This window comes from Streptomyces cinereospinus, assembly GCF_042430725.1.
Lineage (GTDB): Bacteria > Actinomycetota > Actinomycetes > Streptomycetales > Streptomycetaceae > Streptomyces > Streptomyces cinereospinus.
Genome location: NZ_JBHMCY010000011.1, coordinates 57,070 through 84,003 on the forward strand (window position 1 = coordinate 57,070; position 26,934 = coordinate 84,003).

At 74.9% G+C, this 26,934-nt stretch carries 23 protein-coding genes; 12 read left to right on the plus strand and 11 right to left on the minus strand.

Features of this window, described 5'->3' with window-relative positions:
- The first annotated feature begins 556 nt into the window (after positions 1-556).
- The 5 genes from ACFF45_RS08120 to ACFF45_RS08140 all read left to right on the plus strand — a co-directional run bounded on the left by ACFF45_RS08120 (position 557) and on the right by ACFF45_RS08140 (position 7,969).
- A complete protein-coding gene (locus ACFF45_RS08120) occupies positions 557-1,954 on the plus strand; it encodes a nitrate/nitrite transporter (RefSeq protein ID WP_381343902.1) in 1,398 nt (465 codons plus the stop codon).
- Positions 1,951-4,035: a molybdopterin oxidoreductase family protein gene (locus ACFF45_RS08125; RefSeq protein WP_381343905.1), complete on the plus strand. Its 2,085-nt coding sequence runs from the start codon at positions 1,951-1,953 to the stop codon at positions 4,033-4,035. Before ACFF45_RS08120 ends, ACFF45_RS08125 begins: the two co-directional genes overlap by 4 nt.
- A gap of 2 nt (positions 4,036-4,037) precedes the next feature.
- Complete coding sequence (locus tag ACFF45_RS08130) at positions 4,038-5,516, plus strand: FAD-dependent oxidoreductase (RefSeq protein WP_381344072.1); 1,479 nt, start codon at positions 4,038-4,040, stop codon at positions 5,514-5,516.
- Complete coding sequence (locus ACFF45_RS08135) at positions 5,513-6,721, plus strand: NAD(P)/FAD-dependent oxidoreductase (RefSeq protein ID WP_381343908.1); 1,209 nt, start codon at positions 5,513-5,515, stop codon at positions 6,719-6,721. Before ACFF45_RS08130 ends, ACFF45_RS08135 begins: the two co-directional genes overlap by 4 nt.
- A gap of 87 nt (positions 6,722-6,808) precedes the next feature.
- A complete protein-coding gene (locus ACFF45_RS08140) occupies positions 6,809-7,969 on the plus strand; it encodes an acyl-CoA dehydrogenase family protein (protein WP_381343911.1) in 1,161 nt (386 codons plus the stop codon).
- On the opposite strand, the gene ACFF45_RS08145 is transcribed toward ACFF45_RS08140, so the two are convergent.
- The 11 genes from ACFF45_RS08145 to ACFF45_RS08195 all read right to left on the minus strand — a co-directional run bounded on the left by ACFF45_RS08145 (position 7,964) and on the right by ACFF45_RS08195 (position 21,006).
- Positions 7,964-8,425: a PaaI family thioesterase gene (locus tag ACFF45_RS08145; protein ID WP_381343913.1), complete on the minus strand. Its 462-nt coding sequence runs from the start codon at positions 8,423-8,425 to the stop codon at positions 7,964-7,966. The genes ACFF45_RS08140 and ACFF45_RS08145 overlap by 6 nt on opposite strands.
- 133 nt (positions 8,426-8,558) lie before the next feature.
- A complete protein-coding gene (locus tag ACFF45_RS08150) occupies positions 8,559-9,584 on the minus strand; it encodes a C45 family autoproteolytic acyltransferase/hydrolase (RefSeq protein WP_381343916.1) in 1,026 nt (341 codons plus the stop codon).
- Positions 9,585-9,622: 38 nt separating this feature from the next.
- Positions 9,623-10,234 carry a GNAT family N-acetyltransferase gene (locus ACFF45_RS08155; RefSeq protein ID WP_381343919.1) on the minus strand — a complete coding sequence of 204 codons (612 nt, stop codon included), beginning with the start codon at positions 10,232-10,234 and terminating at the stop codon, positions 9,623-9,625.
- Positions 10,235-10,236: 2 nt separating this feature from the next.
- Positions 10,237-10,500 carry an acyl carrier protein gene (locus ACFF45_RS08160; RefSeq protein WP_381343921.1) on the minus strand — a complete coding sequence of 88 codons (264 nt, stop codon included), beginning with the start codon at positions 10,498-10,500 and terminating at the stop codon, positions 10,237-10,239.
- Complete coding sequence (locus ACFF45_RS08165; RefSeq protein ID WP_381343924.1) at positions 10,490-12,010, minus strand: AMP-binding protein; 1,521 nt, start codon at positions 12,008-12,010, stop codon at positions 10,490-10,492. Before ACFF45_RS08165 ends, ACFF45_RS08160 begins: the two co-directional genes overlap by 11 nt.
- Positions 12,007-14,019: a class I tRNA ligase family protein gene (locus ACFF45_RS08170; protein WP_381343927.1), complete on the minus strand. Its 2,013-nt coding sequence runs from the start codon at positions 14,017-14,019 to the stop codon at positions 12,007-12,009. Before ACFF45_RS08170 ends, ACFF45_RS08165 begins: the two co-directional genes overlap by 4 nt.
- Positions 14,016-15,098, minus strand: coding sequence for an NAD(P)/FAD-dependent oxidoreductase (locus ACFF45_RS08175; RefSeq protein ID WP_381343930.1), 1,083 nt, complete (start codon positions 15,096-15,098; stop codon positions 14,016-14,018). The genes ACFF45_RS08170 and ACFF45_RS08175 overlap by 4 nt, the downstream gene beginning before the upstream one ends.
- Entirely contained in the window at positions 15,095-16,417 is a 1,323-nt protein-coding gene (locus tag ACFF45_RS08180) for a lysine N(6)-hydroxylase/L-ornithine N(5)-oxygenase family protein (protein WP_381343932.1), read from the minus strand. The genes ACFF45_RS08175 and ACFF45_RS08180 overlap by 4 nt, the downstream gene beginning before the upstream one ends.
- The gene (locus ACFF45_RS08185; protein ID WP_381343935.1) at positions 16,414-17,631 is read right to left on the minus strand and encodes an acyl-CoA dehydrogenase family protein; all 1,218 of its coding nucleotides are present in this window, start codon (positions 17,629-17,631) and stop codon (positions 16,414-16,416) included. Before ACFF45_RS08185 ends, ACFF45_RS08180 begins: the two co-directional genes overlap by 4 nt.
- The gene (locus ACFF45_RS08190; RefSeq protein ID WP_381343938.1) at positions 17,628-19,982 is read right to left on the minus strand and encodes an iron-containing redox enzyme family protein; all 2,355 of its coding nucleotides are present in this window, start codon (positions 19,980-19,982) and stop codon (positions 17,628-17,630) included. Before ACFF45_RS08190 ends, ACFF45_RS08185 begins: the two co-directional genes overlap by 4 nt.
- Before the next feature lie 67 nt (positions 19,983-20,049).
- Positions 20,050-21,006, minus strand: coding sequence for a 3-oxoacyl-ACP synthase (locus ACFF45_RS08195; RefSeq protein WP_381343941.1), 957 nt, complete (start codon positions 21,004-21,006; stop codon positions 20,050-20,052).
- 405 nt (positions 21,007-21,411) lie between these two features.
- Between ACFF45_RS08195 and ACFF45_RS08200 the strand changes: the two genes are divergently transcribed.
- Genes ACFF45_RS08200 through ACFF45_RS08230 form a run of 7 tightly spaced genes read left to right on the plus strand, consistent with a single transcriptional unit; the run spans position 21,412 to position 26,806 of the window.
- Positions 21,412-23,130, plus strand: coding sequence for an AMP-binding protein (locus tag ACFF45_RS08200; RefSeq protein WP_381343943.1), 1,719 nt, complete (start codon positions 21,412-21,414; stop codon positions 23,128-23,130).
- A gap of 29 nt (positions 23,131-23,159) precedes the next feature.
- Positions 23,160-24,119, plus strand: a complete 960-nt coding sequence (locus ACFF45_RS08205) for a ferritin family protein (protein WP_381343945.1) — start codon at positions 23,160-23,162, stop codon at positions 24,117-24,119.
- Positions 24,120-24,151: 32 nt separating this feature from the next.
- On the plus strand, positions 24,152-24,406 hold the full coding sequence (locus ACFF45_RS08210; protein ID WP_381343948.1) for a phosphopantetheine-binding protein: 255 nt from the start codon (positions 24,152-24,154) through the stop codon (positions 24,404-24,406).
- 31 nt (positions 24,407-24,437) lie between these two features.
- Positions 24,438-25,520, plus strand: coding sequence for a hypothetical protein (locus tag ACFF45_RS08215; protein ID WP_381343951.1), 1,083 nt, complete (start codon positions 24,438-24,440; stop codon positions 25,518-25,520).
- Positions 25,521-25,530: 10 nt separating this feature from the next.
- Positions 25,531-25,836, plus strand: coding sequence for an acyl carrier protein (locus tag ACFF45_RS08220; protein WP_381343953.1), 306 nt, complete (start codon positions 25,531-25,533; stop codon positions 25,834-25,836).
- Positions 25,833-26,090 (plus strand): 4Fe-4S dicluster domain-containing protein, encoded by a 258-nt coding sequence (locus ACFF45_RS08225; protein WP_381343956.1) that lies wholly within the window; start codon positions 25,833-25,835, stop codon positions 26,088-26,090. The genes ACFF45_RS08220 and ACFF45_RS08225 overlap by 4 nt, the downstream gene beginning before the upstream one ends.
- A complete protein-coding gene (locus ACFF45_RS08230) occupies positions 26,087-26,806 on the plus strand; it encodes an SGNH/GDSL hydrolase family protein (protein ID WP_381343959.1) in 720 nt (239 codons plus the stop codon). The genes ACFF45_RS08225 and ACFF45_RS08230 overlap by 4 nt, the downstream gene beginning before the upstream one ends.
- The last annotated feature ends 128 nt before the right edge of the window (positions 26,807-26,934 follow it).

Genomic DNA, 26,934 nt, shown 5'->3' on the forward strand with positions numbered 1-26,934 from the left:
GGCAGCCCTCCGGTCCCGGCCACCATCCTTGGTCCGGCCACCACTCCCGGTCCCGGCCACCACTCTCCGGTCCGTCAGCCCCCCGCGCCCGGCCACTCACCCCCTCCCGGCGGTCACCCCGGCGGTCACCCACGGTCCGGGTGGTCACGGCCACCACCCCGGTCCCGGCGGTCACGGCCCCTCTCCGCCCCCCGTGGCCACCCCCGGTCGCGTTGGCGGTCGCCGTCCCGCTAGTCTCCGGGGACCCCAGGGGTCTCCGCGGCCGCCGCCGGTCCCGGTGCCGCAGCCGTCCCGGTGCGCCCGACAGACGCCGCCGTCCCGGTGGTCGCGGCAACCGAGTCGCCGCCGACCGGAGGCGCCGCGGTCGCCGTGGTCCCGTCGGCCCCACGGCCGCCCTCGATTCCCGCCGGGTGCGGGTGGACCAGTCAAGCGGCCGACGAGTGGACCGTTCCCGGACCTCCCGCTCCCTTACCGTGATCTTGACCCCGGGGCGCCGGAGCCCCTGCGACGAGAACGCGGCCCTGCGGCGCCGCTGACGCCATGCCGGGAGATGGTCATGTCCCACAGCCCCACAGCACCCGCGCGAGATCCCCGTACCGTTCCGCCGACCAAGACACCCAGCGGCCGGGGCCACCGGCTCACCGGCTGGGACCCCGAGGACGAGGCCGCCTGGGAGGCCGGCGGCAAACGGGTGGCGCGCCGCAACCTCGTCATGTCCGTCCTCTCCGAACACGTGGGCTTCTCCGTCTGGAGCATGTGGTCGGTGCTGGTCCTGTTCATGTCCCCCCGCACCGGCCACGACTTCTCCGCCGGCCAGAAGTTCCTCCTGGTGCTCGTCCCGACGCTGGTCGGCGCCCTGCTGCGGCTTCCGTACAGCTACGCCGTGACCCGGTTCGGCGGCCGCAACTGGACCGTGTTCGCCTCGGTGGTGCTGTTCGTGCCCACCACGCTCGCCCTGTACTTCGTGCACCGGCCCGGAACCCCGCTGTGGGTGTTCCTGCTGATCGGCGCCACCGCGGGCGTCGGCGGCGGCAACTTCGCCTCCTCCATGACCAACATCACCGCCTTCTACCCGCAGCGGTACCAGGGCTGGGCGCTCGGACTCAACGCCGGCGGCGGCAACCTCGGTGTCGCGGTGGTGCAGCTGGTCGGCCTGCTCGTCATCTCCACCGCCGGGGACACCCACCCCGCCTACGTGGCGGCCGTCTACCTGCCGCTGATCGCCCTGTGCGCCGTACTGGCCGCGCTGTTCATGGACAACATCGACACCCTGCGGCCGCAGCCGGGCGTGCAGCGGGAAGCGGCCCGGCACACCGACACCTGGTGGATCTCCCTGCTGTACATCGGCACCTTCGGCTCGTTCATCGGGTACGGCTTCGCGTTCGGCATCATCCTGCAGAGCCAGTTCGGCTCGACCCCGCTCCAGGCCGCCCAACTCACCTTCCTCGGCCCGCTCCTGGGCTCGCTGAGCCGTCCGCTGGGCGGCTGGCTGGCCGACCGGTGGGGCGGCGCACGGGTCACCCTGGCCACCTACCTCGGCCTGGCCGCGGGCACCGTGGGGCTGCTCGTCGCCTCGGCACGGCACTCCCTGGAACTGTTCCTGGCCGGGTTCACCGCCCTGTTCGTGCTCAGCGGACTCGGCAACGGCTCCACCTACAAGATGATCCCGGCCGTCTTCGCGAGGAAGGCGCAGCGGGACGTCACCGACGGCGGCGACGCGGCGGAGGCGTTCGCCCGGGCCCGCAGGCTCTCCGGCGCGGTCATCGCCATCGCGGGGGCGATCGGCGCCCTCGGCGGCGCCGGCATCAACCTCACCTTCCGCACGTCCTACTCCGCCTTCGGCAGCGGAGAGGCCGCCTTCTGGACCTTCCTCGGCTTCTACGCGCTCTGCGTCCTGGTGGTCCGGTCCGTCTACCTGCCCGCCGAGCGAGACGAAACGGGGACCCGCGCATGACCGCCGACCAGGCCGACACCCACTGCCCGTACTGCGCCCTGCAGTGCGGCACCCGGCTGAGCCGGCAGGACGGCGCCGTACGCGTGGAGCCGTCCGACTTCTCCGTCAACCGCGGCGGCCTGTGCCACAAGGGCTGGACGGCGCCCGCGCTGCTCGACACCCCGGACCGGCTGCGTCACCCGCTGCTGCGCGGCCCGGACGGACGGCACACGCCGGTCGCCTGGGACACCGCGCTGGACCGGGTGGCGGAGCGGCTGCGCCGGATCCGCGCCGAGCACGGGCCGGACGCGGTCGCGGTGTTCGGCGGCGGCGGGCTGACCAACGAGAAGGCGTACCTGCTGGGCAAGTTCGCCCGGATCGCGCTGGGCACCAGCCAGATCGACTACAACGGCCGGTTCTGCATGTCGTCGGCCGCCGCCGCGGGCAACGCGGCGTTCGGTGTGGACCGGGGCCTGCCGTTCCCGGTCACCGACCTGGCGGACGCGGACACCGTGCTGCTGGCCGGGGCCAACGTGGCCGAGACGATGCCCCCGCTGCTGCGCCACCTGGAGCGGGCGTCGCTCATCGTCATCGACCCGCGCCGCACCAGGACCGCGGAGCTGGCGGCGCTGCACCTGCAGCCCGCGCCCGGAACCGACCTGGCGCTCGCCCTCGGGCTGCTGCACGTCGCCGTCACGGAGGGCTGGTGCGACCGGTCCTACGTCGCCGCGCGCACCAGCGGCTTCGACGAGGCCTGGCAGCGCGCCCTCGGCTGGTGGCCGGAGCGCGTGGAACGGGTCACCGGCGTGCCGGCCGAGGACCAGCGGGCGGCCGTGCGCATGCTCACCGAGGCGCGCCGCGCCTACGTGCTCACCGGGCGCGGGGTCGAGCAGCACAGCAAGGGCGCCGACACGGCGGCCGCGTTCATCAACCTCGCCCTCGCCCTGGGCCTGCCCGGCCGCCCCGGCAGCGGCTACGGCTGCCTCACCGGGCAGGGCAACGGACAGGGCGGCCGCGAGCACGGGCAGAAGGCCGACCAGCTCCCCGGCTACCGGTCCATCACGGACCCGGCCGCGCGCACGCACGTGGCCCGCGTCTGGGGGGTGGACCCGGCGGAGCTGCCCGGCCCGGGCCGCAGCGCCTACCGGCTGCTCGACGCCCTCGGCCGCCCCGACGGGCCCCGGGCGCTGCTCGTCTTCGGGTCCAACCCGGTCGTCTCCGTCCCCGACGCGGGCCGGATCGGCGAGCGGCTCGCCGCGCTCGACCTGCTGGTGGTGGCGGACTTCGTACCCTCCGAGACCGCCCGGCTGGCCGACGTGGTGCTGCCGGTGAGCCAGTGGGCGGAGGAGGAGGGCACGCTGACCAGCCTGGAGGGCCGGGTCCTGCGCCGCCGCCGGCTGCTGGACCCGCCCGCCGGGGTCCGCGGCGACCTGGCGGTGATCCAGGGCCTGGCCACCCGGCTCGGACAGCCCGCCGCACGCTTCCCGACCGCACCGCACGAGGTGTTCGACGAGCTCGGGCGCGCGTCCGGGGGCGGCCCCGCCGACTACTCCGGCATCAGCTACGAACGGCTGGACGCGGGGGAGGCGCTGTACTGGCCGTGCCCGGCTCGCCCCGCGGACCAGGCGGCGCACCCCGGCACCCCGCGCCTGTTCCTGGACCGCTTCGCCCACCCCGACGGGCGGGCCAGATTCGCCGCCGTGGACCACCGTGACGTCGCCGAGCCGGCCACCGCCGACTACCCGCTGACCGCCACCACCGGGCGGGTCCTGGCCCACTACCAGTCCGGCGCCCAGACCCGCCGGGTGGCCGAACTCCTCGCCGCGGTACCGGAGGTGTACGCCGAGATGCACCCGGACACGGCCGCGGCCGCCGGGCTGGCGGACGGGCAGACCGCCGTCGTCCGCTCCCGGCGCGGGCGGATGCGGGCCCGGGTCAAGGTGGTGCACACCATGCGCCCGGACACCGTCTTCCTGCCGTTCCACTTTCCCGGCGCCGGCCGGGCCAACCTGATCACCAACCCCGCCCTGGACCCGCGCAGCGAGATGCCCGAGTTCAAGGCGTGCGCCGTCCGGATCGGACCCGAGGACTCGGAAGGGTGAGCATGGGCATCGTCATCGTGGGTGGGGGCCCCGCCGCGCACCGGCTGGTGAACGCCCTGCGCCGGTCCGGGTACGGGGGCCGCCTGACCGTCCTGGGCGCCGAACGGCACCCCGCCTACCACCGCCCCCTGCTGGGCTCGGTGCTCGCCGGGCAGCTGCCGCCCGAGGCGCTCACGCTGCCCCCGGCGGAGGCCGAGCTGCGCACGGGCACGACCGTCACCTCCGTGGACCGCGAGCACCGCACCGTGCACACCGGCGACGGGGCGTCCCACCCCTACGAGACCCTGGTCCTGGCCACCGGCGCCCGGCCCCGGTGGCCGCGGCTCGGCGGCCCGGCCCCGGACGGGGAGCCGGCCGCCGCCCCACCGGTCCCGGTGACCGTGCTGCGCACCCTGGACGACTGCCGGGACCTGCGCGCGGCCCTCGGCGGCCCGGCCGCCGCGCCGCGGTCGGTGGCCGTGGTCGGCGCCGGAGTGCTCGGCGTGGAAACGGCCATGACCCTGCGTGAGAGCGGACACCACGTCACCCTCGTGCACCGGGCGCCGCACCCGATGGACCGGCGACTGGACGCCACCGCCGGTGACCTGCTCGCCGAGCGGCTCCGCCAGCTCGGTGTCCGGCTGCTGCTGGGCCGGACCGCGACCGGGTACGGACCGGGCCACCTCCGCCTCGACGGCGACGAACGACTGCCGGCGGACCACGTCGTCCTGTGCGCCGGCACCGTCCCCCGGACCGGCCTGGCCCGCCGCGCCGGACTCGCCGTGCGCACCGGCGTCGTCGTGGACGGACACCTGCGCACCAGCGACCCGCGGATCCACGCGATCGGGGACTGCGCGGAACAGGACGACGTGGTGGCCGGGACCGTGACCACGGCCTGGGAGCAGGCCGACACCCTGGCCGCGCTGCTCACCGGCGCCCGCCCCGGCACCCCCGCGCGCCCGCCCCGCTCCGTGCTCCGGCTGCGCACCCGGGCCGTGGAACTCGCCGTGTTCGGACCGCCGCAGCCCCCGGCCGGCGGCGGTCCCACCGAGACGGTCACCTTCCAGGACCGCTCCGGGGCACGGTACGCCCGGCTGGTCCTGAGCGGCGGACGCCTGCGGGCCGGGGTACTGCTCGGCCTGCCGCGCGCCGCCGCCGCCCTCGCCCAGCTGTACGACCGCGACGCCCCGCTCCCCTCGGACCGGCTCTCGCTGCTGCTCGGCGTGGCCCCGATGACCGGCGAACCCGCCGACCTGCCCGAGGACAGCCTGGTGTGCGACTGCAACAACGTCAGCCGGGCCGGGCTGCGGCAGGCCTGGCAGGACGGCGCCCGCGACCTGTACGCGCTGGTCGCGGCGACCCGGGCCACCACCGGCTGCGGAGGCTGCGCCGACGACGTCCGGGCGTGGTGCGCGCAGGCCACCGCCGGGACGGCGGCCCGGCCCGGCGACGCCGCGCTGTGCGCGCCCGCCGTCCCGTCCACGCTCGGAGGCGTCAAGTGAGCCGCACACTCGTCGTCGTGGGACACGGCATGGTCGCCCACCGCCTGGTGGAGCGGCTGCTGGACGGCGACACGCGCCGTCAGTGGCGGGTGGTCGTCCTCGGCGAGGAACCCTGGCCCGCCTACGACCGGATCCACCTCTCCCGCCACCTGGAGGGCGCCGGCACCGACGCGCTCCTGCTCACCGACCCCGCCCCGCGGGCGGGCAGCAGGGTGGCGACGTGGACCGGCACCCGGGCGGTGGGCGTGGACCGCGAGCGGCGCCTGGTACGGACCGAGCCGGGCGAGCCCCACCGGTACGACGCCCTGGTCCTGGCCACCGGGTCACGGCCGTTCGTGCCGCCGGTGCCCGGCCGGGACGCCGAAGGCTGCTTCACCTACCGCACGCTGGACGACGTCCGGGCGGTCCGGGCCGCCGCGACGCCCGGCGCCGCCGCGGTCGTCGTCGGCGGGGGACTGCTCGGCCTGGAGGCCGCGAACGGCCTGCGGGCCCTGGGCATGCGCACGCACGTGGTGGAGGCCGCCCCCCGGCTGATGCCCGTCCAGCTGGACGCGCCCGGCGGCTCGCTGCTCGCCGACACCATCCGGGACCGGGGCACGGACGTGCGGTGCGGGGTGGCGCTGGAGCGGGTGGCCGCCGGGCCGGACGGACGGGTCGCCTCCGTGGCCCTGACGGACGGCACCGTGCTGGACGCCTCCATGGTGGTGTTCGCCGCCGGCGTCCGGCCGCGCGACGAACTCGCCGAGGACGCCGGGCTCCCGGCCGGCCCGCGCGGCGGCTTCCTGGTGGACGAGTGGTGCCGCACGCCCGACCCGCGGGTGTGGGCCGTGGGGGAGTGCGCGGCCGTCGCCGGCCGGTGCCACGGGCTGGTCGCGCCGGGCTACCGCATGGCCGAGTCCGTGGCGGCGCAGCTGCTGGACGGCACCGCGACCCCGTTCGGCGAGCCGGACCTGTCGACGCGGCTCAAACTGCTCGGCGTCCAGGTGGCCTCCTTCGGCGACGCGCACGCGCACACCGAAGGGGCACTGGAGTACGCCGTCCGGTCCCCGGCCGGCGGACACTACGCCAAACTGGTGACGAGCGGCGACGGCCGGGTGCTGCTGGGCGGGGTGCTGGTGGGCGACACGGGCCCGTTCCCGCGCCTGCGGTCCCTGGTGGGCCACCCCCTGCCGGTGTCCGCCGACGCGCTGCTGCGCCACGGCTGAGCGACGCCCGGCGCGGTCCCGCGCGCCCGCACGACCAGGCATCCGCATCCCCGCGCGTCCCGCGCACCGGCACAGAAGGGGCACGACGTGCGCCGTACGGTCTTCACCGCAGAGCACGAGGCGTTCCGCAGCGTGATCCGGCAGTTCGTCGCCGACGAGGTCGTTCCGGTCTACCCGGAGTGGGAGCGGGCCGGGCACCCCCCGCGCGCCTTCTTCCGCAGGCTGGGCGAACTCGGCGTGTTCGGCATCGAGGCACCCGAGGAGTACGGGGGTGCCGGTCAGGCCAGTTACAAGTTCCACGCGGTGATCGCCGAGGAGACCGGCCGCGCCGGGGTCGGCTTCGGCAGCAGCGTGGTGCACGCGGAGCTGATCCTGCCCTACCTCCTGCGGTACGGCACGCCCGAGCAGCACGAGCGGTGGATCCCCGGCTTCGTCACGGGCGAGCTGATGACCGCCATCGCCATGACCGAACCCGGCACCGGGTCGGACCTCGCGGGCATCCGCACCGAGGCCCGCCTCGCGGCCGACGGCAGCCACTACGTGCTCAACGGTGCCAAGACCTTCATCACCGGGGGCGTCGTGGCCGACCGGGTGCTGGTGGTGTGCCGGACGTCCCCGGCCACCGCGGCCGACCGGCGCTCCGGGCTGTCCGTCCTGGTGGTGGACGCGCGCGCCGAGGGCTTCACCGTGGGCCGCAAGCTGGACAAGATCGGCCTGCTCGCCTCCGACACCGCGGAACTGGCCTTCCAGGACGTGCGGGTACCGGTGGAGGACCTGCTGGGCGAGGAAGGCCGAGCCTTCGCGTACCTCTCCGAGAACCTGCCCCGGGAGCGGCTGTCGATCGCGGTGAGCTCCTACGCGCAGGCCGCGGGCGCGCTCGGGATGGCCGTCCGGTACGCGCGCGACCGCGAGGTGTTCGGTGCCCGCCTCGCCGACTTCCAGAACACCAAGTTCGTCCTGGCCGACTGCGCCGCGGACGTCTCGGCCATGCAGGCGGTCGCCGACCGGGCCCTGGACGCCCACGACGCGGGGGAGCTGGGCGCCGGGGAGGCCGCGCAGGCCAAGCTGTTCTGCACCGAGACGGCGGCCCGGGTGATCGACCGGTGCCTGCAACTGCACGGCGGTTACGGGTACATGCGGGAGTACCCGGTCGCACGCCTCTACGCGGACAACCGGGTGCACCGCATCTTCGGCGGTACCAGCGAGATCATGCGGGCGATCATCGCCAAGTCCCTCGATCTGTCATGAGCGTCCCGGCGCCGGGCGGAGCAGGCAGCTCAGCCGGGCCGAGCAGGCCCGCCGGCCGTCCGATCCGACGACGGTGACGTCGTAACTGGTCAGGTCGGCCCCGGTCGCCGCGGGCACCGCGACCGCCGTGGCCGGCCCGGGCGGCAGGTCGTGGTGGTGGGTGAGGTTGAGGTCCACGCCCACCGCCAGGCGCTCCGGGCCCGCCAGGAGGATCGCGCCGATGGAGCCCACCGTCTCGGCGAGCACCGAGCAGGCGCCGCGGCGGCTCAGCCCGTCGGCCCAGGACGCGTCCAGGACCATGGTGGCCACCACCCGGTCCGGCGCGGCCGCCTCGATCCGCACCCCCAGTGACGAGCTCAGGTGCGGAGCGGCGAACAGCTCCGACAGGTTCACCCCCGTCGCGCGGAAGCGTTCGTCGATGTCCCCGGGGATGCGGGTGGCGGTGTGCTCGGGCACGGATGCCTCCGTTCTCTCGTACCGCGGCTCGCCGTACCGTCTCGAACCGTCTCGAACCGTCTCGTGCCGTGTCGTCGCGTACCGCGGTCCGCCGCACCGCGTCCGTTCGTGGCGCACGTCGGGCCGCCGCACGTCAGGTCAGCCGGAAGACCTGGGTCGCCGCGCGGGACGGATCGCCGGGTCTGATCCGCAGCTCGCGGCGTGCGGGCAGCATCACGGCCGCCGCGACGGTCCGCTCGCGGCGGATGTCGCCGGTGCCGGACACGCACACCGGGGGTGCCGACAGGACGGCGAAGTGCTCCTCCGGGTCGGCGCCCGGCCGCCGCTCCAGCGCGGCCAGACACGCTTCGCGCCGCCGCAGGGAGGAGTTGCGGGCGAAGACGTTGAGCTCGTCGCGGGCCGCGAAGTCGGGGTGCAGGAAGTGGTTGGTGTGCACGTGCGCGTCGGACCGGACGGCGCGGATGTCGTCGCCCAGGACCTCCACCCACGCCGAGGCCCGCGGGTCGCACAGGGTCAGCGACCGGGAACTGGCCAGCCGGAGCCCGGCCAGGACGTCGAGCGCCTCCGCCACCGTGCCGGCCCGCTCCAGCAGGTGCCGGACGGCCAGGTAGGGCGGCAGGCCCGGCCGCCAGTCGCCGCCCAGCACCAGGTTGATCCCGACGGCGAGACCGTCCTCGTTCACCCCGAGGTACCCGAGCAGCCCGCCGAAGCTGAGCACCAGCACCCGGCGGCCGCCGGCCGGCGCGACGTCGAGGACCGCGATCACGTCGTCCAGGTCGCCGTTGAGGTCGACGGTCTGCGCCAGCACGGGACCGTGCCAAGCGGCCTCGCCGGCCCGGGCGTACGTGGTGCAGTCGCCCAGGGTGGGCACCTTGTGGTAGCCCAGCAGCTCCCGCCTCGACTGCAGCAGCCAGGCCTCGTCCTCGGACAGGTCCGCGCCGGCGGCCAGGCCCCGCACCTCCGCCGCGAGGTCGGGCGTCTGCCGCTCGGTCTCGGCCCGGTAGCCGGCCACGGCCGCCCGCAGGCCGTCCCAGGACACCGGGCCGGTCATCAGGTGGGCCAGGCGCGCCGTCCCGTCGTCGAGGAACGCCCGCAGGGCGGCGGCCCGCGCCGCGCCGTGCTGCCGCCCCATGGCGAAGTGGCCGCCCGCCTGGCGCACCAGGGGAACCGGACCGGACGGCGTCGGACCGGACGGCATCAGACCGCCTCGGGCCGCTTGCGCCGGGGCCCGGCGGCCAGCTTCTTCTTCACGTCGGGCCACTCCCAGGCGAGGATGCTGTAGTACACGGCGTCCCGGCGGCGCCCGCCCGGCATCGGGTTGAAGCTGCGGAGCACGCCCTCCTCGGTGGCCTCGATGTTGCGCAGACCGCGGCGCGCCTGCCGGTTGAGGACGTCCGTCTTGAACTCGACGCGCTCGGCTCCCATCCGTTCGAAGGCGTGCTCCAGGAGCAGGTACTTGGACCAGTGGTTGACCCCGGTGCCCTGGAAGTCGACGCCGAGCCAGGACCAGCCGATCTCGACCCGCTGGTCGGCTTCCGCGAGGTTGCCGAAGCTCATGCTGCCGGCGGTGCGGCCGGTGGTCCTGTCGGTGATGTGGAACACCACGCGCCGTCCCGCCTCCTGGTCGGCGAGCGTGGCCGCGAAGAAGGTCTCGAAGTCCTCCTCCGTCTCGATCATCGACACGAAGTACCGCCAGATGACCGGGTCCATGGCGATGGCCCGGACGGACTCGCGGTCCTCGGCGGTGAGCGGCCGCAGCCGCACCCGGTCGTTCTCCAGCACCGCCGGAGCGACGGATCCCCAGCTCATGCTCAGGCCGCCTTTCCGACGTACGGTTCCAGGGCGTCGACCACGTCGCGCAGGGTGCGCATCCGGGCGATGTCCTCCTCGGTGAAGTGCGACAGGCCCGCTCCGGTGCCGTCGCAGACGGCCATCATGAACACCAGCTTGTTGAGCGAGGTCAGGCCGTACGTGTCGACCATGTCGGCGTCCAGGTCCAGTTCCCCGGGCCCGGGTCCCCCCGCCAGCACCCGCGCGAGTTCCTCGCGGGCCGTCCGCTCTGTCTCAGGTTGCATGGAGTCCTCCGCTGGGGTCGTCGATCTCCGCCTGGAAGGCGGCGAGAATCCGGCGTCTTCTCGGCTTGAACTGCGAGGTGAGCAGGCCGTTGGCGATGCTGAACCCGTCCGCCGCCACGACGGCCTTGGAGATCCGCTCGTCGTCGGCGAACACCTCCCGGGCCTCGGCGAGCCGCCGCACGATGGCCCGCTCGTCCGGGACCTCCCCCGACGGCGCCACCACCGCCACCAGCCGGGTCTGGTGGACGCAGAACACCACGCACTCCTCGACGGCCGGCGAGTTGCGCAGGAACTCCTCCAGCGGGCGGACGAGGATCTTGCGGCCGTTGTCCAGGACGACGGCGTCGTCCGCCCGGCCCGCTATCCACAGGAACCCGTCCTCGTCGAGCCGGCCGACGTCCCCGGTGCGCACCAGGCCGTCCGGGCCGAAGGTCCGCTCGGACTCGCCCGGTGGCGCGTACGCGTACCGGTACGCCACGGGACGGGTGCTGCGGATGCTGATGACCCCGTCCTCGTCGAACAGCACCTCCTTGCCCGGGACCACCCGGCCCACGCTGCCGGGCCGGTGCGCGCCGGGGTGGTTCTTGGCGACGATGCAGGTCTCGTTGAGCCCGTAGCCCTCGTACAGCGGCATGCCCAGGCCGTCGAAGAAGTCCAGGGTGCTCCGGGACGCCGGGGCGGAGCCCGTCCACAGATAGCGGACGCGGTCCCCGAACAGCCGTCGCGCCGCCGCCGCCACGCCCTTGGGGCCGGCGTCGCCGGCCTGCCCGGTGATGTGCGTGCGGGCCGCCTCGTAGAAGGCGGGCACCCCCATCACCACGGTGGGACGCGCCTGGGACAGGGCCGGGAAGGCCGCCTCGTACGTCGAGACCGTGACGTCGTGGCCGAAGCACAGCGCGGAGTAGATCCAGTAGCGCTGCTGGAGCAGCGACAGGGGGAGGAAGACGAACAGGTCGTCGCCCGGCCCGTGCGCGAACATCTGCTGCACGGCCCGCAGCGAGGAGTCGACGCTGCCGGCGGTGGCGGCCAGCGCCTTGGGCCGGCCGGTGCTGCCCGAGGTGAACTTCAGGGCCGTCGGCTCGGCGGGCCCGTAGTGGGCCGGGGGGACGGGGCGCGCCGGGCCGGGCCGGTCGGCGAGCCGGCCGGCCTCGCTCACCGGCAGGACGCCCGGGCCGTCGGCCGGCCCGTCGGTGAACAGCAGCTTCAGCCCGTACTCGGCCAGCAGCCGCGGACCCGGCTCGAACTTGTGCGGTTCCAGACCGGCCGTCACCGCGCCCAGGCGGAGCAGGGCGAGGTCCAGCAGCACCCACTCCGGGCAGTTGGCGGCCATCACCCCCACACGGTCGCCGCGGCCCACGCCGAGCTCGGCCAGGCGCGCGGCCAGGACCTCCGCCCGCCGGGCCAGTTCCGCCAGGGACAGCGACTCGCTGCGGCCCAGCCGGACGAACCGGATCGTGCCCTCGGCGACCGGGCCGCCGGCCGCGACCCGGTTGATCACGGACTCGGTCACCGGGCGGCCTCCGCGGCGCCGGGCTCCGCCGTCCGGGCGGGGACGAAGAAGGTCACGCCGTCGAGCGCGACCGGGCCGCCCGCCTTGACCAGCTGCACCGTCTCCGGCCACGTGCCGTCGTCCGGCTCGCCCAGCGCGGCGGCCAGCCGGGCGGCGAACCGGGGCATCACCGGCGCGGCGCACCGGGCGAGCAGCCGTGCGGCGGCCAGTTCCAGGGCGATCCCGGTGCGCGCCTCCGCCGCCCAGGCCGGCGACGTGGCCGTGCCCTCCTCCAGCCGGCCGAACGCCACGGCGTCCTCGACGATCCCGGACAGCGCGGCGGCGCCCCGGTTGAGCGAGAACCCGTCGGCGCCCAGCGCCGCGGTCAGGTCGGCTCGCCGGGACTCCAGCCGGGCCAGGAACGCCGTGTGCTCGGGTGTCCAGACGCCCGCGTCCGGTGCCTCACCGGCGTACCGCTCGCGCACCCTGCGCCCGAGGCCGGTCAGCCAGGACTGCCAGGTGCCGATGAGCGTGCCGTCGAGCACCTGGTGGTACGCGGCGCGGGTGAAGTTGGTGCGCCGGCCCTCGGGCCGGGTGAGGGACAGGAAGAAGCGCACCGCGTCGACGCTGTCGGGGCCGAGGACCTCCTTGCCCCAGACGGCGTGGCGGCGGCTGGTGGAGAACTTCTCGCCGTCGAGCAGGTAGAACTCGTTGGGGTGGTAGTCGATGTCCGGCTTCCAGTCCGGGTAGGCGAGTGCGTAGAGCACCGGGTACAGCAGCGCGTGGTAGAAGCTGTTGTCGTAGCCGAAGAAGTGGACGATCTTCCAGTCCGCCTGCGGCGCCTGCGCCGGCCAGGACTCGCCGACCGTGCGGCCCAGCGCCTCGATGCCGTACAGGAAGCCGAACGCCATCTCCGGCCAGACCCACACCACCTGGTCCTCCATCCCGGCGTCCGCCGGGGTGACGCCCCAGGACGAGGGGTGCGTCAGCGCCACGTCGAGCCGCTCGCGCCGGAACACCCGTTCGGCCAGCTCCCGCAGCCGGACCGGGACCCGGCCCAGCCGGTGGTGGTCCCGGACCGTCTGCTCGAACTCGTGCAGCGGCAGGCAGACCCGCGTCGCGTCCGCCCGGCGGGGCGGCGCGTCGGAGCCGGTGGCGCGGGGCTCGACCAGGTCGGCGCAGGTGTTGGGCTCGCCGCACTCCTCGCAGATGTTGCCCCCGGTGCCGGATCCGCAGGACGGGCAGAGCCCGGCGACGTCGACCTCGTACAGATAGCGGCCGGTGTCGCCGTCGAACAGGGCGGGCCGGCTCTCGGCCGCGACCCGGCCGGAGGCGCGGATCCGCGCGAAGCAGGCGCTGACGGCGTCCCGGTAGCCGGGTGCCGTACTGGTGACGGTGTACTGGTCCGGCTCGATGTCCATCAGCCGCAGCGTGGCGGCGATCTCCCGGCTGTGGCGTTCGGCGGTGCGGGCGGGGGAGTCGCCCTGCCGGCGGGCCGCGTCGACCACGTAGCTCTGGTAGTCGTCGCTGCCGGTCAGGTGCCAGGCGGCCACGCCGTTGCGGCGCAGGAACCGCACGAGTACGTCGGCTCCCAGGTAGGGGCCGGAGAGATGCCCCAGGTGCAGGTCCCCGTTGGGCGTGGGCGGGGTGGAGAAGACGAACACCGGCCGCCGGTCGAAGCCCCGCCGGACCGCCCGGGTGCCGTGCCGCACGGCGCGGTCGGGGTCGCGCCAGTAGAAGGTGGCGAAGACCAGGTCGGACGCCCCGGTGTTCTCGATCACATGGGTGTCGAACGGCTCGAACACCACGACGGTGCCCGGCGCCACCGGGTGCCGCTCGGCGTCCACGACCACCTCGCCGGTGCCGCGGACGATGACGAACACCTCCGTCTCGTCGTGCTGGTGCGGCGCGGAGCGCTCGCCGGGACGCACCCGCGCCCAGGCGGCTCCCGCCCCCGCCTGCTCGATGGCGCTCATGTCGATGCCGAACGCCTCACTCAGCGCGCCGGGATCGTACCTGGAGACAATCACCTGTCACTCCTCTCGCGGTGCGGGTCCGGACGCCGGGCCGGTGCGAGCCGGTCGGCCGCCGCCGCGGCGACGGCCGGGGCCAGCCGGTATCCCGAGCCGTTGGCGGCACCGGCGAACAGCACCCTGCCGTCGCCGTCGACCGGCTGGATCAGGGGAACGCGGTCGGGGCTGTAGGCGTCGCAGAACACCCGCCCCGACACCGCGCGGTCGGCGAGGCCGGGGGCGTAGCGGCGCAGCAGGTCGCGGCCCTCCGCGAGCTGGCCGGCGGTGAGCCCGCGCGGCGGCGCGTCCGGGTCGACGTCCCACTGCCGGCTGGTGTAGCTGAACAGCCAGTGGCCCCGCTCGTGCAGCGGCAGCAGGAACGCGTCCTGCTCCTCGAGGACGACCGCGCCGTCCCCCGGCGCCGGTGCGGCGGCCACGTGCAGGGCGACGACCCGCTTCACCCGGACCTCCAGCGGCGCCAGGAGGTCCCGCCAGGCCGGCCCGCCGGTCCACGGTCCCGGCGCGAGCACGACCTGTCCGGCGGTCAGGACCTCTCCGGTGCCCAGGCGCAGCCGGACCGCGCCGGGCGCGGGCTCCACCCCGGTCACGGCCACCGCCTCCCGCACGTCCGCCCGGTGCCGCACCTTCCGGGCGAGCCACTGCACGAGGGCCGGCACGTCGGCGTACTGGCACCCCGCGACGCGCCAGGCCGCCTCCCCGGGGCCGAGGCGGACCCGGGGCGCGTCGAGCTCCCGCACCGGGGCCGGCGCGGCGGTGCGCACATAGCGCTCCCGGACCGGGCCGGCGGCGGAGGCCGGCGCCACGACGTGCATCGGCAGGGGCGTGACGGGCACCGACGGGTCCGCCGCGCGCAGCCGCCGGTAGAAGTCCTCGCTGTACTCGGTCATCTCGCGGACCCGGGGCGTGGCCCCGCGCGGGATGTGCAGGCCCGCCGAGCGACGGCTGGCCCCCTGGCCCACCGCGTCCCGCTCCAGCACGGCCAGCCGGGTACCGGGCGACCGGCTGAGGATCTCGTGGGCCGTCATGACGCCGATGACGCCGCCGCCGACGACCGCGACGTCCACGTCCCCGCTCACGAGGCGTCCCCGCGGTCGCAGGCGCGCGGCGGGGCCCAGTCGATGAACGACGGCAGCTGGTCCTCGGAGCGGGTGCCGCGCAGCCGGTCCAGGATCCGCATGCTGCGCCAGGCCATCAGGCTGAGGTTGGGGTCGGCCAGGCCGCGCTGCGCGCGGGCCGCGTTCTGGATGAACAGCCGCCGGTCGGCGGGGCCGTCCCAGCGGATGGCGAAGTGCTCGTCGATCAGGTACTCGTCGCCCTCGCGCCGCAGCCGGTGTTCGATCGGGGCCAGGAAGGGGGTGGGGGAGGGCCGCCACCCGGTGGCCCAGACCACCACGTCCGCGTCGATCCACTCGACCGCCGACGGGTCGGACAGGTGGGCCAGCCGCAGCCGCCAGCCCTCGGCGGCACCGCCGGTCACCGCGGTGACCTCCCGGTCGGGGCGGAAGACGGTCAGCTCCTTCATGTCCTCGACGAACCGCCGGACGTAGGTGCGCTGGTAGACGTCGCGCAGCGTCTGCTCGGTCACCCCGTCGCTGGCGAGCACCTGCTCCGTGTTGAACCGCTCGCGGGCCGGCCGGTCCAGCCCGGCGAAGTACGCGGAGTGGCTCGGCATGAAGAACTCGTTGGTGAAGGGCGAGTCGTCGATGGGGAAGTAGTTGCGGCGCTTGGACACCCACGTCACCTGCCGGGGCAGTTCGCCCCGGGGCCGGGAGATGAGGTCCAGGAACGCCTCCGCCCCGGACTGGCCGCCGCCCACCACGCACACCCGGCGGCCGGCCAGGCCGCCCGCCCGCCGCACGAAGTCGCTGACGTGGAACTGCCCCTCGGGCGGCATGTTCTCGGCGAACGGCGGCACCTTCGGCCGGCTGCCCACCGCGATCGCCACGTTGTCCGCCGTCAGCGTGCGCCGGTCGGTGCGCACCACGAAGACGCCGTCGAACTCGACCGCGCGCACCTCCTCGCCGAAGACCACGTTCGGGTTCCGCCGGCTCGCCCACTCCAGGTAGTTGCGGAACTCCTGCCGCGGAACGGCGTCGAACCGGGCGTTGACGAAGTGGTAGAGCCGGCCGTGCTCGTGGAGGTAGGAGAAGAAGGAGTACGGGTTGGTGGGGGCGGCCAGCGTCACCAGGTCCTTCAGCGGCGAGACCTGGAGCGTCGCCCCGGGGATGTTCTGGCCGTCGTGCCAGTCGAACGCGGCCTTGCGGTCCAGGAACAGGTGCGCGATCCCGGGACTGCCGTGCAGCAGGGACGCCAGGCTCAGGTTGGCGGGCCCCACGCCGATGCCGAGCAGCCGGACGTGCAGCCGGTCCGGGACGGCCGGGTCCTGTGCGGTCACGGACTCTCTCCTGACGGTTGGGGACGGACAGGCACGAGGGCGTCCGCGATGATCGCCTTCTGCACTTCCGAGGCGCCCTCGTAGATGCGCAGGGACCGGATCTGGCGGTACAGGCGCTCGGTGAGGCTGCCCTGGACGAGTCCGGCGGCACCGAAGACCTGCACGGCGCTGTCCACGACCTCCTGCGCCGCCTCCGTGGCGTGCAGCTTGGCGATGCTGGAGTGCCGGGCGAAGTCGGCGGAGCCGGCGTCCGCCTCCCAGGCCGCCCGGGCGACCAGCAGCGCCGCCGCGTTGAGCTGGACCTCCAGCTCCGCGAACCGGGCCTTGACCGTGTCGAGGTGGAAGAGCCGGCCGCCGCGCAGCGGCCGGGAGCGCGCGCGGGTCAGGGCCGCGTCCCGGGCCCGGCGTGCGAAGCCGAGTGCCGCGGCTCCCACCGTCATCCGGGCGCGCTCCAGGGTGTCCAGGGCGACCACGGCGCCGGTGCCCGGCCGGCCGAGGACGGCGTCCGCGGGCAGGCGGCAGTCGTCGAGGACGAGCCCCGCGAAGGCGCGCGGCGCGATCATCCCGACCTCCTCGACGGCCAGTCCGGGCGTCGCCGCGGGGACCAGGAACGCGGTGAGCCCCAGCGTGCCGGGGCCCTCGCCGGTCCGGGCGATCACACAGTGCACGTCCGCGACGGTGCCGTTGGCCACCCACGCCTTGGTCCCGTTGAGCACGTACCCGTCCCCCACCCGCTCCGCCCGCAGCGCCAGCGCGGACAGGTCGGATCCGGCCTGCTCCTCCGAGACGGCCAGGGAACCGATCACCTCGCCGGCGGCCATCCCGGGCAGATACCGGTCGCGCTGCTCACCGGTGCCGAAGCGCTGCACGGGGAGCGCGGCCAGCACCTGGACGGAGAAGGCGTGGTCCGCCAGGTCGTCGCGGTGCGCGAGGGCCTCGCGCAGCAGGCACACCGAGCGGTGGTCGCCGTCGCGGCGCACCTCGGGCGGGGCCGCCGGGTCCAGGAACGCCAGCCAGCCGGCCCGGCCCAGTTCCCGCGCCAGCCGGCGGGCGGTGTCGTGGTGGTCGGTGCCGTCCAGGGCCGCGGCGAGCTCCGGTGCGGTGGCGCACCAGGTGCCGATCCGGTCCGCGAGGTCACGGTGGTGGTCCTCGTAGAACGGCAGCCGCAGCAGGCCCGGGTCGAGGCACCCGGTCGGGTGCGACGCGGCGGTCACGGCGCCTCCGCCCGCGCGCCGGCGTCCCGCGGCGCGGCGGCACCCGCCCGGCTCCGCAGCCTCTCGCGGGCCGCGACGGACAGCACCAGCCGCCGCTCGACGAAGGAGGCGTACGAGGCGTAGCCCCGCCAGACCCGGCGCCACTCGCGCTGCACGGCCTCGGGGCCGGCGGTGCGGTGCACGTCGTCCAGGAACGACACGATGATCTCGGCCGCCTGCCGGGCGTGCCCCGCCGACATGTTGTCGATGGTCAGGTGCGCGCGTTCGTAGGACGTGTCGAAGCCGTGGGCGCTCAGCTTGTCGATCTGCTGGAGGCACAGTTCGCCGAGTCCGAACATCTCGGCACCGAGGTTGAACCCCAGGATCTCGTTGTGGAGGCTGTCCGGGAACTGCGCCAGGCACAGCTGGTACAGCGCGAACGGGTAGCTCGCGTCGGGCAGTTCACGCTGGCCGAGGAAGGCCGGGGAGCCCAGGTGCGGCACGTCGACCGCCATGTCGTCCAGGACCTGGCGGATCAGCACGATGTGGTTCTTGCGCAGCTCGCCGCGCCCCATCTCGTCGGCGTAGATGGCGAACAGCATGCCCTGCGAGGTCCGGTCGTACCGTCCGGTGTTGCCGGTCCGGTACGCCCAGACGCCGTCCACCAGGTGGCACAGCGCCGACTGCTTGCGCTCGGTGACCACCTGCTCCCTGGTGGGTGTCCCGGCCGGCGGCGCGCAGGTCCGCACCAGCTTGTCCCAGTAGACCGACTCCACCCGCCGCACCAGCCGCTGCGGCGTGTAGTCGAAGTAGCTCGCGTCCGTGAACCGGCCGCGGGCGCCGTGCTCGAAGAGGACCTCGGCGGCGGCGAGCGTCTCCTCGCACCGGGCCCGGGCGAGCGGCAGCACGGCGGCGTGGTGCTCCACGTCGACCAGCCGGTGGAGCAGCGTCCGGTCGTCCGGGGCGTCCGGCCCGGCGCTCGTCTCGCGCGGCGAGGGTCCCCGGGTGACGGCCGCCGCCCACCGCCCGGCGGCCGCCGCCCCGCCGGGGTCTGCCACCGCGGCCGGTCCGGCGGGGGCCCCGTCCTGGACGGAGGCCACCCAGGAGCGCAGCGTGGCCGCCTCCTGCTCGTCGAAGACGCCGAACATGGCGCCGCCGAACTTCAGGGCGTCGAGGAAGGCGCAGCCACCGTCCGGGCGGCGCCGCAGGTAGGGCGACTCGCGCAGCCTGGCCAGCAGTGTGGCGGGGTCGGACAGGCCCTCGTCGAGCGCGGCGGACAGCGGCCGGCCCGCCAGCCGCAGCCGCCGGTGCTGCGCGCCGGCGTACGGCGCGTGCCGCAGCAGTACGCGGGCCGCCCTGGCGTCGGGGGAGAGGCCCGACTCGTGCTCCGCGTGCGCGGTGAGCAGGGCCAGGTTCTCGGCCTCGATGTCCAGGTACCGCCGGACCGCGGCGAGCAGCCGGCGCCGGTCCGCGGCGCCGTGGGGCGCGGTGTGCGTGCGGGCGACGCAGGCGTCCAGCACCTCGGTGAGCATCGTCTCCGTCAGCGGCTCGGGGTGGCCGAGCAGCAGCCCGTCCACGCCGAGCAGGTAGTGGGCGACGTGGACGCCCACCACCTCCGGAAGGTGGGCGGCCGGCAGCCGGGAGAGCGCGAGCAGGTACGCCCCGTGCCAGGCGGTGAGCGGCCGGCAGTCCGTCCCGGTGAGGAAGGCGTCCGAGTTCAGCGGCGGCAGATGGAGGTCGTACCGCTCCAGCGCGCGCCGCCGCCGCTGCTCGCAGCCGTGTTCCGGCCGGCCCTCGCCCTTGAGCCGGAACCGGTGCACGAACAACTGGTTCACCAGGGCGTCCGGCTGGGTCGCGGGGCTGGAGAGGTTGTCCAGCCAGCAGCCGCTCAGCAGGGCGAGGGGCGCGCGGTGCCGCAGCACCGTCCGGATCCGCTCCGGCGGTCCGGCCGTCAGCCGGCGGACGACCGGTGCGGACGCCTCGCGCGCGGCCGCGACGAGGGCGGTCACCGACGCGGTGGTGACGTCGCCGCCCGGTCCGCGCGCGGCGTCGATCACGTCGTGGTCGGGTCCGCGCGCGGTGTCGATCACGTCGTGGTCGGGTCCGCGCGCGGCGTCGTGCCCGTCGTGGTCGGGTCCGCGCGCGGCGTCGTGCCCGTCGTGGTCCGGTCCGTGCACGGCGTCGAGGAGGCGCAGGGCGACGAGCGCGCCGGTCTCGGACTCCTGGTCGGCCAGGAGCCGCCGGTACACCCGCACCGGCCCGTCCGCCAGGACCTCGTCGGCCGCCCGCGCGACGGGCGGGCTGAATCGGAACCGCTGGACCTCGGCCGCGCCGAGCTCGGGCGGGGGCCAGCTGAACCGGCCTGCACTCATGTGGATCTCCCCCATCTCCCCTGCCGTGGGGCCCGGCGCCCGGGGCACCGCGGCCGGCCGGCCGGGTTCACGACGCCGAAACGGGCGTCTGCCGGATCAGGACCGCGGTGCGCGACCCCGGGACGCTGGCGGCGAGCACGGCGTGGCCGCCGTCGCCGAGGCCGCCCGCGGCCGCCCGGTCGACCAGGTTGACGAGCGGGTCGGCGGCGAAGCAGTGCGCGACCCGTTCGATGTTCGCGGCGAAGATCTGCCCCGTGGTGAAACCCGCCTGGCGCTCCTTCACCAGCGTGACGGGGCGGTACAGGTTGGTGGCGAAGAGCTGGGCGACGTCCGCCGTCGTCATCCCGAGAGGGCTCAGCAGGGTGTCGTTCGCCCGGCGGGAGAGGTCCGCGCTGATCTCCTCGGACCAGTCCAGCCGGGCCGGGTCCTGGGCGGTGGCCCCGCCCAGGATGCGGTAGGCCGTTCCGGCCGGCGGCTCCGCGGTGACCAGGCAGCCGGCGGCGCCGTCGCTGAAGAGCGCGAAGTCGGTGATCCTCTCGGCCTCCTCCTGGACGCGGTCCGCCGTGACGACCAGGACGCGTCGGTGCGTCCCCGCGGTCACCAGGGCCTCGGCCAGCCGCAGCGCGGCGAGCAGGTTGGCGCACCGGTTGAGGGTGACGCCGTAGAAGGCGGCGCCGGCCAGGCCCAGTGCCGTCATGACGCGGGACAGGAAGGCGCCGTGGGTCATGGCCGAACCCGGGAACCGCGTGGAACACAGGACGAACGCGTCGACGTCGGAGCCGTCCGAGCCGGCGGCCAGCAGGGTGGCCCTGCCGCCGTCGATCGCCAGCTCCGCCACGGACCGCCGCGTGCGGTGGACGAAGCCCCAGCCCCATACCGAGGGATCGGGCATCATCCGCAGTTCCCGGGCCCGGTCCGCGAGCGACGGAATGTCCGAGTGATGGGTTTCGATCTCGCCGAGAACGTACGCGGGCGCCTCCAGGAATACACGAGGCGCACTCTCCAGCCTCCCCCGTAAGCGCATGCGGTATTCCTCCAATGGCGAGTCGTGTCCGGGCACTTGAGAGGCGGGCCGCAATGGATCCTAGGTCAGCGATCCGGGCATTACCAGGGTTGATCAGCGGTATTCAGATGCTGTAAAGCGGGAGTTCGTCGCGTTGCCGGGAGGCCAATCGGACGGACGTCGTCAACTCGCGCATTCTCGAAGTCCGGTCTTGCCAACTGCCGTCGGACTGTGCGTAGATGCATCGTATCTGTGCGGCGGAACGGGTGTGTTCTCCTGCTCCGTCGTGTCCCGACGACGCGGAATGAACAGTTCCAGCCAGTCCCGTCCGATGCGCCGCGTCGCCCCTCGTCCGCTCTTCACTCGTCCGCTCTTCGCTCGCCTTCTCTTCAATTGGCCGGGCAATCGCGTCACACGGGAGAATCTGTGCTGCTCGACTGGCTGCGGGAACCATCCGAGGAACGCGGCATGTACTTCGCCGGCGGAGCGGGTGACTGGGCATTCCGTTCCTACGCGGACCTGGCGGCCGAGGTACGCCGCATCGGTGCGGGCCTGCTTCAGTCCGGCATCCGGCCGGGCAGCATTGTTTCGCTGATCGTCACCGATCCCGCCGAATTCGTCGTCTCCTTCATGGGCGTCCTCGCCGCGGGATCGAGCCCGGCACCCCTGGCCGGCCCCGCCGCGCTGCGCGGCCTCGACCGGTACACCGGCCATCTGGCCCGCGTCTTCGGCATCGCGCGGCCCGCCGCCGTGCTCGCCGACGCGGAACTGGCCGAACTGGTGCGGGCCGGCCTCGACGCGGCCCGGCAGCCGGTCCCGACACTGACCCCGGCCGGGCTGACCGCGTCCGCGACGGACTTCGCGCCGGTGCTGCGGGGACCGGACGAGCTGGCCCTGCTGCAGTTCACGTCCGGCTCCACGGGACACCCGAAGGGGGTCTGGGTCACCTGGAGCGGCTTCGCCGCCAATCTCGCCGCCATCCGCGGCTGGCTGCGGTGGACGGAGCGGGACGCGTTCGCCAGCTGGCTGCCGCTCCACCACGACATGGGCCTGGTCGGCGGCATGATGATGCCGCTCGTCACCGGCACCGACAGCCGGCTGATGACCCCCGCGCAGTTCGTCCGCCACCCGCTGCGCTGGGTCGAGTGCTTCGGCCGGCACGGCGCCACGCTCACCACCGCGCCCAGTTTCGGCTACGCGTACGCGGCTCGCCGGCTGACCCCGGAACGGCTGGCCGGCCTGGACTTCTCCGGCTGGCGGGTCGCCATCGTCGGCGCCGAGCGCATCGACCCGGTGGCCGCGGCCGACTTCACCGCCCTCACCGCCCCCCACGGCTTCGACCACCGCACCTTCGTGGCCGCCTACGGCCTGGCCGAGAACACCGTCGTGGCCACCGGCGTCCCGGTGCGCACCGGCTCCCGGGTCGTACGGGTGCGCTCCACCGCGCTGCCCGTGGGGGAGCGGGTCGAGGTGGACGAGCGGGGCGTGCTGGGGGTGGACCGGGTCGGCGGCGGGGGCTGGCTGACCGGGTGCGGCACCGCCGTGCCCGGCACCACCGCCACCGTCGTGGACCAGCGCGGCGCGCCCCTCCCGCCCGGCACCTTCGGCGAGATCGCCCTGACCGGCACCTCGCTGTCCCGGGGCTATCTGCGCGGCCCCGAGCAGCTCGACACCTTCGGGGCGGGCGGGCTGCGCACCGGCGACGCCGGCTTCGAGTACGACGGGGAGCTGTTCGTGGTGGGCCGTATCGGCGAGTCGATGAAGATCCGCGGGGCCCATGTGCACGCCGAGGACGTCGAGGCCGAACTGGCCCAGCACGAGGAGCACGCCGTCAGCCCCTGCGCCGTCGCCTTCGCCTCCCTGGACGACGGCGACCACTGCGTCGTGTTCGTCGAGGGGCGGGTCGACGCCGGCTGGGCCGAGCGGGCCGCGCGGACCGTCAAGGCGCTGACCCACGGCGCCGTGCGGATCTCCGTCGTGCAGGGCGCCCGGGGCGCCGTCGCCCGCACGTCCAGCGGCAAGCCGCGCCGCGCCGTGATGTGGAACGAGGTCCTGGCGCCCGACCCGGAGCGCCCCAAATGGACCGCCGTGCACGGAACCCCGCCGTCCGTGTCCCGGCGCACCACCGCCGGGGCGGCGGAGTGACCACCCACGAGGCCACCGAGGTGCCAGTGATGAAACCGTCCGTCAACCTGCCCCGTCCGCGGGACCTGTACGACCGCTGGGAGACCCAGCAGTGGGCCGTCTCCCAGGTCCGGGTGGACCGGGACGCCGGGCGCTGGGCCGAACTCAAGCCCTTCACCCGGCGGGAACTGCTCACCGCCCTGGCCGACCTGGAGATCGGCGAGGTGTGCGTGACCCAGACGCTCAGCGCGCTCGTCGACCACTCGCCCACCGAGGACGACCGGATCTACCTGTGCACCCAGATGGCCGACGAGGGCCGGCACGTGCAGTTCTTCAAGGACTACCTGCTCGGCCCGGTGGGCGTCGACCGGGCCGAACTGGAGACCGCGGGAAGCGAGCTGAGCCGGCTCTCCGCCTACGGCGCCGTCTTCGAGCCGGTGCTCCGGCAGGCCACCGGCCGCGTCCGGGACAGCGGCGGCGAGCCGGCCGTCTGGTACGCCGGTGTGGTCCTGTACCACCTGGTCACCGAGGGCGTCATCGCCGGCGCCGGGCTGAAGACGCTGCGCTCCTTCGTGCGCACCGTGGGCGGGCTCCAGGCGCTGGAGGAGGGCCTGGCCAACGTGGCCAGGGACGAGACCCGCCATCTGACCTACGGGCAGACCGCCTGCCGCACCGGCGTGGGGGCCGGCTTCGCCGACCCGATCGGGGAGACCTACCTGGGCGCCCTGGACAAGACCGTCGAGGTGCTGGTCAACCCCGGCCAGAAGGCGGTCAGTCCGGCGCTGCGCCCGGCCCTGGCCCACCGCGCCGGACAGCTCACCCAGCAGTGGGACTCCGCCCGCCTGCGCATGACCCGCCAGCTGGAGCTGATCGGCCTGGCGGAGCTGCGCACCGAGGCGGAGCGCCGCTGGGAGAAGGCGTTCACCGAGACGTTCGCCCGCTACGAGGAGCGCTGGGGCGCGCCGCACCCCGTGCCGCGCGCCACGGCCCTGGGCCTGCTCCCGGCGTGACCGGGCCAGGCCCCACGAGAAGGGAACACCCTGTGGAACCCGATGAGATCCGCCGCAAGGTACGCGACATCATCAGCACCATGTCCCCCGCCCGGACCCCGGTACGGACGCCGGCGGACCGGCTCGTCGACGATCTCGGCTACGACTCCCTCACCTTCATCGAGCTCTCCGTGGCCCTGGAGGAGGAGTTCGTCATGGACGACATCGAGGAGGAGCGCACGGCCGGCCTCAGGACGGTCGCGGACGTCGAGGACCTGATCGTCGGTCTGCACAAGCCCGCCGCCTAGCGGCCCGCCGGACGAGGACGCACACGACACCGTGACCGACACCGAAGCCACCCGGCCCGGCGGCCCGCCCCCGGCCCCCCGCACCGGAACGCCGGACGCGGCCCCGCCGGAACCCGCCCGCCGCTGGCTGGCGGCCCTTCAGGAGCTCTTCCTCGTCCCGGAGCCGTACCGGGACGAGCGGGCGGACCGGGCCGAGGCACTGGACATGCTGCGGTGCGGCGACGAGGTGCTCGACGCGCTGGTGGCCGCCGGCCTGCCGGCTGCCCGGCGGGACGGCCGCCAGTACTTCGACTACTTCGACCTGTTCAACCTCGCCCTCACGGCCGCCTCCGGCAGCTCCCTGCCGGAGGTGGCCCTGCGCTACTCGCTGCGCTGGATGAACCGGGCGGGCACCTCGTGGACCGAACCGGCGTGGTGGAGCTTCGACTTCACCCTGGAGTGCGGGCGGCCCGGGGGCTGCGGCGCCGACCCGCGCTGGCGGCACGCCCTGCCCCGGCCGGAGACCTGCGGCGGGGAACTGCTGCGGCTGGACGTCGAGCCGGGCGGCGCCACGGTCGGCGACGGCACGGTGACCTACGCCGGTCCCGGCCCGTTCCGCATCGGCGGACAGGTGCGCACCCAGGGCGAGAGCCGCACGCTGGTCTCGCCCGCACTGCGCCGCGCCGTGGCCGGCTTCATGGACGCCGGGTACCGCTGGCTGCGCATCCCGGACGGACTCCAGCTCGACGAGGAGCGCCTGCTGGCGGCCGGACTGGCGCCGTGCATCTCCGCCTCCCGCCACCTGGAGAAGGTGTTCACGGCGGCCGGGTACCGGGCCCGCACCCGGCGCGGCTGGATCCTCGGCACCCTGGACCTGGAGCACGCCTGGGTGGAGGTGGTGGACGACGACGGCGTGGTCAAGCAGATCGACCCGGTCTTCGCCGAACTCACCCGGTACGCCGCCCGGCCCCATCCGGACCTGGCGCCGGCCTGTCTCGGATCGCGGCTGAACCGGCTGCTGCCCACCGGTCTGCCGGCGGGGGAGCGGCCGGCCGCCCACTGGTGCGACGGCGTCCTGTCGCAGCCGCGTTCCCGCACCGAAATGCGGCGGCTGCCCGCCGCGCCGACTGCCTGAAGGAGGACAAGTGGCCGATCTCCGTGCCGACGTCGTCGCGTTCCTGCGCTCCCGGCGACCGGACCTGGCCGACATCCCCCCCGACCTCGACCTGATCGAGGCGGAGATCCTGGACTCCCTGGGGTTCATGGTGCTGCTGACGCTCCTGGAGGAGCGGACCGGGCACGAGTTCGACCTGGACACCGTGACGCGGGAGGACTACCGGACGCTGGCCCGCATGGAGGAGCGTCTCCTGGCCCGCCTGCCGGACCCGGGCCCCGGGAGCGGCGCACGGCTGCCGGCGGCCGGCCCCGGCGGACGTGAGGGCCGGGCATGACCTTCGTGATCACCGACGCGTGCGCGTCCGCGAAGGACGCCTCCTGTGTCGCGGTGTGCCCGGTGGACTGCATCCACCCCGCACCCGGCGAGCCCGGCTTCGCCGAGGCCCGGCAGCTCTACATCAACCCCGACGAGTGCATCGACTGCACGTCCTGCGCCTACGTCTGCCCGGTCGACGCCTGCGTCCCCGAGGACGAGGTGCCGGACACCTGGGCCGCCGCGGCCGCCGTGAACGCCGAGTACTTCCGGTGACGCCGGTACCGGACGACCTCGCCGCGGAGCGCGCCGACCCGCACTGCCTGCCGCCCGGCCGCGCCGCGGAACTGCTGACCGGCGCTCCCTGGCGGCGGCTGGTGCTGGTCGGGGACAGCCTCGCCGAAGGGGCCGGCGACCCGGTGCCCGGCTACCGGAGCGCGCCGTGGGCCGAGCGCCTGCGGGAGGTCTTCACCGGGCGGCCCGGCACCGCGTACCTCAACCTCGGCCGGCGGGGCCTGCGCACCGCCGAGGTGCGCGACGGGCAGCTGGCCGGGGCGCTGGCCTTCCGGCCGGACCTGGCCTGCGTGCTGGCCGGCGGGAACGACCTGCTGGGGCGCCGCTTCGACGCCGGCGAGGTGGCGGCCGCCCTGGACGACATCGTCGGCCCGCTGCGCGCCGCGGGGTCCGACGTGCTGCTGTTCACCCTCATGGACTTCACGTACGGGCAGTCCGAGCACTCCGTGCTGCGCCGCCGGCTGGCCGCCCTCAACGACCGCGTCCGCGACGCGGCCCGTCGGCACGACGCGCTGGTCACCGACATGGCGGAGCATCCGGCAGGCCGCGACCCGGGGATGTTCGCGGGCGACGGTCTGCATCCGTCGGCGCGCGGCCACGCCGTGATCGCCGCGCAGGTGCTCCGCACCCTGGGCCGGGCACCGCGCCGCCCCCAGGGCCTGCCCGGCCCCGCCCGGCCCCTCGCGGACCGGTCTTAGGCCCCGCCCGGCCCCTCCTGGACCGGTTTTCGGCCCCGCCCGGCCCCTCCCGTCCGCCTCGGACCGGCATCGGGGGTTCGCCTCGGCCCGTCCTGTGCGTCGTCGGGGTGGGTGCGGGGCTTGGCGGG